The sequence below is a fragment of the Treponema socranskii subsp. socranskii VPI DR56BR1116 = ATCC 35536 genome (genome assembly GCF_000468115.1).
GTDB lineage: Bacteria > Spirochaetota > Spirochaetia > Treponematales > Treponemataceae > Treponema_D > Treponema_D socranskii.
Genome location: NZ_AVQI01000005.1, coordinates 1 through 7,690, shown reverse-complemented (window position 1 = coordinate 7,690; position 7,690 = coordinate 1). Strand labels below are relative to the sequence as shown.

At 50.9% G+C, this 7,690-nt stretch carries 8 protein-coding genes; 4 read left to right on the top strand and 4 right to left on the bottom strand.

Features of this window, described 5'->3' with window-relative positions; translation table 11 throughout:
* Window positions 1-281: 281 nt before the first annotated feature.
* Both HMPREF0860_RS00580 and HMPREF0860_RS13095 read left to right on the top strand, forming a co-directional pair.
* Entirely contained in the window at window positions 282-824 is a 543-nt protein-coding gene (locus HMPREF0860_RS00580; protein WP_021330498.1) for a DNA-deoxyinosine glycosylase, read from the top strand.
* Window positions 821-1,882: a YkvA family protein gene (locus HMPREF0860_RS13095; protein WP_021330491.1), complete on the top strand. Its 1,062-nt coding sequence runs from the start codon at window positions 821-823 to the stop codon at window positions 1,880-1,882. Before HMPREF0860_RS00580 ends, HMPREF0860_RS13095 begins: the two co-directional genes overlap by 4 nt.
* Window positions 1,883-1,931: 49 nt before the next feature.
* Here HMPREF0860_RS13095 and HMPREF0860_RS00570 read toward each other — a convergent pair whose 3' ends face one another.
* From HMPREF0860_RS00570 to HMPREF0860_RS00560, 3 genes are all read right to left on the bottom strand, one after another.
* Complete coding sequence (locus HMPREF0860_RS00570) at window positions 1,932-2,633, bottom strand: MBL fold metallo-hydrolase (RefSeq protein ID WP_038081166.1); 702 nt, start codon at window positions 2,631-2,633, stop codon at window positions 1,932-1,934.
* A 253-nt stretch (window positions 2,634-2,886) separates the two neighbouring features.
* The gene (locus tag HMPREF0860_RS00565; protein ID WP_021330497.1) at window positions 2,887-3,996 is read right to left on the bottom strand and encodes a radical SAM protein; all 1,110 of its coding nucleotides are present in this window, start codon (window positions 3,994-3,996) and stop codon (window positions 2,887-2,889) included.
* 4 nt (window positions 3,997-4,000) lie between these two features.
* The gene (locus HMPREF0860_RS00560; protein ID WP_021330496.1) at window positions 4,001-4,402 is read right to left on the bottom strand and encodes a hypothetical protein; all 402 of its coding nucleotides are present in this window, start codon (window positions 4,400-4,402) and stop codon (window positions 4,001-4,003) included.
* Between the two features lie 145 nt (window positions 4,403-4,547).
* On the opposite strand from HMPREF0860_RS00560, the gene HMPREF0860_RS00555 reads away from it, so the two are divergent.
* Both HMPREF0860_RS00555 and lgt read left to right on the top strand, forming a co-directional pair.
* Window positions 4,548-5,696: a nucleotide-binding protein gene (locus HMPREF0860_RS00555; protein ID WP_021330490.1), complete on the top strand. Its 1,149-nt coding sequence runs from the start codon at window positions 4,548-4,550 to the stop codon at window positions 5,694-5,696.
* A 3-nt stretch (window positions 5,697-5,699) separates the two neighbouring features.
* On the top strand, window positions 5,700-6,680 hold the full coding sequence (gene lgt / locus HMPREF0860_RS00550) for a prolipoprotein diacylglyceryl transferase (protein ID WP_021330495.1): 981 nt from the start codon (window positions 5,700-5,702) through the stop codon (window positions 6,678-6,680).
* Between the two features lie 64 nt (window positions 6,681-6,744).
* Here lgt and HMPREF0860_RS00545 read toward each other — a convergent pair whose 3' ends face one another.
* Entirely contained in the window at window positions 6,745-7,593 is an 849-nt protein-coding gene (locus HMPREF0860_RS00545; RefSeq protein WP_021330494.1) for an Rpn family recombination-promoting nuclease/putative transposase, read from the bottom strand.
* Between the last annotated feature and the right edge of the window lie 97 nt (window positions 7,594-7,690).

Genomic DNA, 7,690 nt, shown 5'->3' with positions numbered 1-7,690 from the left:
TGACCGTGCCGAACATAAAGTCGTCGGTAAAGGAGAGTTCGTCGACGGGTTTATGGGTATATTGCATGAGGATACCTTCGATTGTTGAGATAGTGCGGCAAGAGAGCCGCTGCAATATATATCGCCTGCAAAGTGATAAATTACGCGGTTTTTTGTAAAAATAAACGGATGCACCGCGAAAGCCGACTGCGATTCCTTTATGAGGATTCCTGCGCGATCGATTTTTCGATCATTATATTGATTTTCTTGACGTGCGGAACGCTTGTTATTACTATATAAACATGCACACTGAAAATTCGTCCTCCGCTTCCCGAATCGACCATCCCTTTGCGCCGGTATACGATTCGAAAAGCCGTGTCCTCGTTCTCGGCACGATGCCTTCTCCGCGTTCCCGGACGGCGGGTTTTTACTATATGCACGGACAAAACAGGTTTTGGCCGGTTATCGCGGCCATTACGGGAGAAAGACTCGGCTATGCGAACGACGAAGGAATCAAAGCCGTCGACGAGCGGAGAACGCTTGTGCTCCGGCACGGCATCGCGCTGTGGGACGTGCTCGCTTCGTGCGATATACGGGGAGCGGCCGACACGAGCATACAAAACCCCATCGCGAACGATTTTTCAACGCTGCTTGCATCGTCGCATATCGACCGTATATATTGCACGGGGCAGACTGCGTATAAGCTCTACACAAAGCTGTGCGAAGAGGCGACACACATAGGCGCCGTATGCCTCCCGTCGACAAGCAGCGCAAACCGCGGCCGCTGGCCGCTCGATGCGCTTACAGCGGCGTATCGCTGCGTACTCGAGTGCGGTGCGCGATGAACTTTCAAAAAATCGACAAAAAGGCGATAAAAAAAGCGGACGAACTCGGCAAAGCCGCCGGAAAACGCGACGTAAAAAAAGTCGGATTGCACTTGGAAAAAATGAAGCGCGGCCCGATCGCGGATCTGTGGCATATCGTCGAAGCGCTGTGGGCGGGCTTTAAATCACCCGACATCCCCGCCGAAACGAAGATCGCGATCATCGGCGCGCTCGTCTACCTCGTCAGTCCTTTCGATATCGTGCCCGATTTTTTGCTGCCCGGAGGTTTGCTCGACGACGCCGCGGTTATCGCATTCGTCTACGCGCAGTGCAAAGACCTCATCATCGAAACGATTCCGAAAATATCCGAGCAGATAAAAAACGGCATACGCGACATTGGAGACACGGCGTCCGAGCAAATACGGCGCATCACCGAAGACGCCGTTTCCGCTACGGTCGGAAAACAGTTTCAACGATACTGCACGCGATTTTTTTTCAACTCGCTTCTGAAACTCGCCCTTTTTGCCGCATCGATGCTGCTCCTTGCCCTTTCAAAACCCGCACGGACGCCGGGTATAATTGCAGCGTCCGTTCTGCTCATAAGCGCGAGCCTCTGGTTTGTCCTCTCCGCAGCCGCCTCGTGCATCTCATGTTTTAAATTTCTTAATAATTTTTTTCCGGTGTTGAAACAAATCCGCACGCGGGAAGCGCAAAATGCGCTTGCAAATCCGCGCTACAAAAAATTGTACGCACGGGAAATGCTTGCCGAAGCGATTTACACTGCGACAGCCGAAGGGACATCCGGCAAATCGTCGGCAAAAAAATCGTTCTATGCGTTTTTATTCCGCGCGTGGAACGAAGGCAAACTGCCCGCATGGATACCGAGAAAGCGTGCTATGACCGAACACGTGTGGAATGCGCTCAAATCCCGCATTATCATATTTATCGGAGCCGTTTCGGGATACCTCATTGTGTACAATACAATCGTGCGGAATTTCGTGCTGCCCGCCGTCACGGATTATACGCTGCCTGAGCTGCTCGCCTACCCTTTCGTATACGTTTGGAATTTTCTGCGATGACGTCGTCCTACATCCGCGAACGTATCGGCAAACATCGTCTCCTCTCAATTTACGGCACCTCTATATTCGGAATTTGAAAGCCTTTTTTTCGCAGCAAGGCGATGAGTTTATCGCTTCCGAGATGCATACAGTACACGCGGCTTCTTTCCGACAGCGGGATTTTCCGTTCAAGCGTCGTGTAGCAGCAATGCCCCGCCGCATTTTTATCGAGCGTCGCTTCATGAAAAAGCAGTTCGATTTTATTGTCGAGAAATTTTTTCAGCACGATGTCTGGAATATCATGCGCATCTCCGCTGTAATAAAACGATGTGGTGCCGAACACGACTTCGTAGCCGAAGCATGCAATCATATCGGAATGAACGACACGGTGCGGCACGATAGTCAGATCCCACGCATCCGGCGCACTCAGGTAGTGCGTATATTTGTCGGCGCCGATACCGATACATTTCAAAAACCGTTCGAGCGCTTTCGTCGGATAAAATATATCGACCGGTTTCGGCACGATGTGATCGCAAAACGAAAGTACGGTTCCCAAACTCCCGATATGATCGCTGTGCAGATGCGTAATCAATATGACCAGGCGCCGAATACGCTTTGATTTTAACAGCCGTATGATGCGCGGATACACGCTTTCGCCGCAGTCAAACATGACAAGCGTCGTACCGTTGATAAAATATGCGTTCGTGTTTCCAAGCGGCGCATTGAACGCCGAACCGATACCGGTAAAATGAAGTATAGTCGTATTCGCCATTATGATATCCTCGAAGCGGAAAATCTCCCTTAAATTATAGAACATTTTCGTACCGGATAATCCGATACGTATAGCCGTCATTATATCTTTTGAAACAGCTTCTGTGCTACCAGTGCGCTCTTTGCGCACGGTTTAATAAACGGGGCCGTCTCAAAACTCGATTAGTTTTCGGACAGCTCCGAAGTTAAAAGATACCGATGCGGCAGTCGGAACCGGCCGCAGCACAGCTGTATGCAGGAACATACGCGCCGTACTATACCGCAAAACCCGTTTTCCAGTGCCACACGGGTTTTGCGAGCGCGTTTGAAAAGGGCTGCGTGCGGTTAAAATCGGGGAGCCAGCTCGTATCATCGGAAAGCTCTTGATAAAAAAGGTATTCGAAACCGTACGCATCGATGAGGTCGCGGAGATCGCGGTCTTCGGTTTTACTTACGAGGCGATTTTCGATCGCTTCGAGCGCGCGCTTCCGTTTTGCACACTCGTTTTCGCTTTCCGCAAAAGGTACGGGCGTATACTGCGACATGAGCGAAATGAGCGCTTTGCCGTCGGCATGATGCTTGAGCCATTCAAGCGTATCGGCAGTTTCGGAAAAACGTCCCGGCAAAAAGAGATGACGCACGATGACGCCGCGCTCGATTTTTTCTTTTTCGATGCCGTCCCGTGTCTTTTCTGCGAGCACAAGCGGAAAACGCTCGATCATCCAGCCGACGACGCGCGCGGCGGCTTCGGGGTAATCTTCCGCGCCGAAGAGGTTCTTCGCAAGTTCGGGCGAAAGCGTTTTCAGATCGGGCAGCCATACGGACACGAGGTCTTCGAGCAGTTCAAGCGTTTCGACCGATTCGTACGCGGACGAATTCCAGCAAAACGGAATCGACACGCCTTCTTCCCGAGCGCGCTTGAGGTACGAAGCGATTCTCGGAATCGCGTGACTTCCCGTCACGAGGTTTATGTTTTCCGCACCCGCGTTTTCGAGCGTCCGGCAGATTTTAACGAATTCTGCTGCATCGACGGTACGCCCCATACCGTTTTGCGAAATTTGATAATTTTGGCAAAACACGCAGCGGAGCGTACAGCCCGTAAAAAAAATCGTACCGCTGCCGCCGAACACGGTGACCGGCGGCTCTTCGCCGAAGTGCAGACACGCGGACGCGATGCGGACGGTATCTCCTTCTCCACACAATCCGTGCACGGCTTTTCTGTCGACAGCGCATTTTCTGGGACACTGCATACACGGAGCATAAGCGCCTACGCCCGATTGTAAGGGCGGCGGAACGCCGTTGCGAAGCGAAGCGGAGCAATGAAGCGGAGCGGAACCCTGCAAAGCGGGATCTTCGAGCCGCTCCGTCCGAAAGGGAAAGGACATAGGACTACACCGCTTTTTGTTCGACGAGAGAGGACATGAGAGACGAGAGCGATTCAATCGGAAGCGTTTCGGCTTCACTTTGCACGAGCTCGGCAAGGTTTTTCCAATCGTCGGGCGAAAGCGAAGCCGTGTCGTCCTCACCGCGCAAAAACGAAAGCATCGCACCGAGTTTTTCGGCGTGCTCCCTCGTCGGCTCATTTTCCGCATCGGAAGACGAATCGATGTACTCGGTAAGCCAATAGTCCCCAACCGCACGGGGAAGGCCGCCGAGACCGCGGATCGCGTTTTCGAGGGAACGCGCAATTTTTTCGCACGTTTTTTTCGCATCGTAGCGGCTGCCGTTTTCCGCCCGCTCGCGCTTTGCCGCCCGCGCTATATCGCTCAAAAATTTTTCGGTATATGTCATAGACTCACGGTATACTGCGAATACCGCTTTTTGTAAACCTGCGGAAATGTACGGAAGCGTACTGCCTTCATTTCGTTTCCCGTGACACTTGCAGCGTGTGCGATCGCAACTATGCACAAAAGCGCACGTGTGTTATAATCGATGTATGCAAATCATTCCCGTTGCGAGCGGAAAGGGCGGCGTCGGCAAAAGCCTTTTGTCGGCAAACCTTTCGATTGCGCTCGGTCAGGCCGGCAAAAAAACAGTGCTTGCGGATTTGGATTTAGGCGCGTCGAATCTGCATCTCGCGATCGGTCAGCACGTGGATCCGGCGGCAAGTCTCGGCGCGTGGCTCACCGACAAAGGCGAATTCGAAGACATCATCGTACCGACCGATTATGAAAACGTGAGCTTTATCGCGGGCGACAGTCAAATCCCCGGACTCACCTCTCTCAAGCCTTTTCAAAAGACAAAGCTCGTACGCAGTTTTCAAAGCATCGACGCCGATTACCTCATCCTCGACTTGGGAGCGGGAACGCACCAGATCATCCTCGATATGTTTTTGCTTTCCGCACAGGGCATCATCGTAACCGCCCCGACGGTTACTGCGACGCTCAACGGCTACCTCTTTCTCAAAAACGCCGTCTTCCGCCTCATGTACACGACGTTTAAAAAAGGAACTGCCGGATACGACAGGCTCGAAGCGCTGCGCAAAGATTCGACGTCGCTCCAGCGGCTCTATATCCCGAAACTGATCGAAACCCTCGATAAAGCCGACCCGGAAAACACCGCGCTCTTTTTGTCGCGCATGAAATCGTTTCGTCCGCGCCTCATCATGAATCTCATCGACGATCCGAAAGACGCGGACAAAGCGCAGCGCATACGCCGTTCGTGCAACCAATATCTCGGACTCGATATCGAATACTTGGGTATCATGTACCGCGATTCGCTCCAGGAAAAAGCGCTCGAATCGCAGCTGCCGATCATCGTATATAAACCGCAGGCGGTACTTTCGCAGGCGATCTACCGCATCGCAGAAAAAGTGCTCGCGTCGGAAACGCATACTTTCGATGACGCCTATTCTCCCGACACGGACGGCGCCGAAACGTTCCAAACGGCGGAAGAAGAAGCGAACGAAGATTACGACTACAAACTGTCGGTCATCGACGATTTGGTCGGAAGCGGTACGCTCACGGTCGGAGAACTCGCCGAAACGATTAAAACGCAGCAGTTCGAACTGACGCAGCTGAAAAAAGAAAACATATTGTTAAAATCGAAATTGGTGCAGGCTGCAGCCCAAGGCTTTAAGGTATAAGCGATGTTTTTACCCTTGTATTGCAATTACCCGTCGTGGATCCATCCCGAAATTTTTCCGGGCGTTCCCGTGCTCGGCCTTTTACGCTGGTACGGGCTCATGTACATATTCGCGTTCGGTACGGCGTTTTTCGTGCTGAAAAAAGAGATGAAAGAAGGCGCGCTCGACGGCAAAAATTACAAAGCGACCGAAGACGACATATTCGGTTTTATCGCTACGGGAATCGTGTTTTTGCTCATCGGCGCGCGCATCTTTTCGACCCTCGTCTACGATACGAGCGGTATGTACCGCGAGCGGCCGTGGCTCATCTTTTGGCCATTCGACACGGTAACGCATAAATTCACAGGTCTTGCGGGTATGTCGTATCACGGCGGTCTTATCGGAGGCCTTATCGGTACGATCCTGTGGTGCAGGCGGCACAAAAAAAACACGCTCCAATGGATGGACGCGATAGCGGTCGCGATTCCCGCGGGCTACACGTTCGGCAGACTCGGCAATTTTTTAAACGGAGAACTGTACGGAAGGATTACGACAATGCCGTGGGGGATCGTCTTTCCGCAAGCGGAAAAATTTTCGGCGAGCTTAAAATGGGTGCAGGACTTTGCGGCAAAGATATACATGGAAATTATGGGAACCACCGTAAACCTTCCGCGCCATCCGAGCCAATTATACGAAGCGTTTTTCGAAGGCGTCGTACTGTTCGTCATATTGTGGTTTATCAGAAAACGTAAAAGGTGGGACGGCATGCTTTCGGCCGCATACGTTTTCGGGTACGGCACATTCCGCTTCGTCATCGAATATTTTCGGGAGCCGGATGCAGATTTGGGTTTCCGCATCGGAAAGGATACGGCGTCTCCCGTCTATATGAACGCTTCGCTCCTCAATTTTTCAACGGGGCAAATTCTCTGCTTTTTGATGATGCTTTCAAGTATCGTCTTCGCCGTAGTTTCTTATTGTTACGCGAAAAAAAATAGGAAAGGATAAGATACTGTAAGCGATAAGCTTCGTTTGCAAAATTTGCACCGGCAATAAGACGGGATGTTTGTTTTCAAATGCTTTCCACTTCTTCTTGGCTAAGGCCGGTAGCTTGCATTATCTTTTTTACGGAATCGCCAAGCTGTTTTAAAATCCGTGCCGTTTCGAGAGCTTTTTGACGGGAACCTTCAGCAAGACCGAGCGATTTACCTTGCTGTATACCTTGCTGTATACCTTGCCGCAGCCCTTGCTGTATGCCCTGTTGTATGCCGTCTTTTCGTGCATCCATTTCAAATGCTTGTATTAACATGTATTCTTTCCTCCTCTCTTCATTTTCTTTCAGTTCTTTGATATACCGATCTACCTTGCGGATAAAGGGGCTGTCGCTTGTTATGCCGTTCATGTATTCCAAAAAAGCCTTTAGTTCAGGGTCAGGCGTCTTATCTGCCGCAGTGCTGTTGATAATGACCTTGGTTACGCCGTCCGCTAATACGATTGCGTTATCTTCACTGCATACCGTTTTGAAGGTGTATACCGGTAAGCCTCTGTTTAGATAGTCGAACGGGCAAAAAAAGATGATGAATGAATCGGGCAAGTCGGTATAATGTCCGCCCTTTTCAAGGCTGCTCACGTCGATAACCGATTGATAGTAGCGCAGACGCTTGGCAAGGTCTTGTTTATTTGTAGTTTGCATTTCTACGTCATACACGCTGCCGTTGCTGTCGGTAACCCACACATCAAGGCGTATGCCCTTTGCATAGCCTGCTTGGTCGAATGTTTTTTGATAAGTTATATCGCTAATCGGCCCGATCGAGTCTGCAAGCACCATATTCAAAACCGTTGTACAGATAGACTTATCCTGCATCACCGCGCAAAACATATAATCGTCGGTAATCGTTAAATCATCAAACCGTTTTTGCATAGGCACCCCTTCATTGATTGTATTATATCACAGATTAAATGACTTTAAAAGGGAGCGATGTAACTATTTAAGAGTAGAAATCGCTCCTCCCGCACAT

What these genes read in the sequence shown, in the direction of transcription:
- HMPREF0860_RS00580 (WP_021330498.1), top strand. Translation starts at nt 282, where the DNA reads ATGCACACTGAAAATTCGTCCTCCGCTTCCCGAATCGACCATCCCTTT.
- HMPREF0860_RS13095 (WP_021330491.1), top strand. Translation starts at nt 821, where the DNA reads ATGAACTTTCAAAAAATCGACAAAAAGGCGATAAAAAAAGCGGACGAA.
- HMPREF0860_RS00570 (WP_038081166.1), bottom strand. Translation starts at nt 2,633, where the DNA reads ATGGCGAATACGACTATACTTCATTTTACCGGTATCGGTTCGGCGTTC.
- HMPREF0860_RS00565 (WP_021330497.1), bottom strand. Translation starts at nt 3,996, where the DNA reads ATGTCCTTTCCCTTTCGGACGGAGCGGCTCGAAGATCCCGCTTTGCAG.
- HMPREF0860_RS00560 (WP_021330496.1), bottom strand. Translation starts at nt 4,402, where the DNA reads ATGACATATACCGAAAAATTTTTGAGCGATATAGCGCGGGCGGCAAAG.
- HMPREF0860_RS00555 (WP_021330490.1), top strand. Translation starts at nt 4,548, where the DNA reads ATGCAAATCATTCCCGTTGCGAGCGGAAAGGGCGGCGTCGGCAAAAGC.
- lgt (WP_021330495.1), top strand. Translation starts at nt 5,700, where the DNA reads ATGTTTTTACCCTTGTATTGCAATTACCCGTCGTGGATCCATCCCGAA.
- HMPREF0860_RS00545 (WP_021330494.1), bottom strand. Translation starts at nt 7,593, where the DNA reads ATGCAAAAACGGTTTGATGATTTAACGATTACCGACGATTATATGTTT.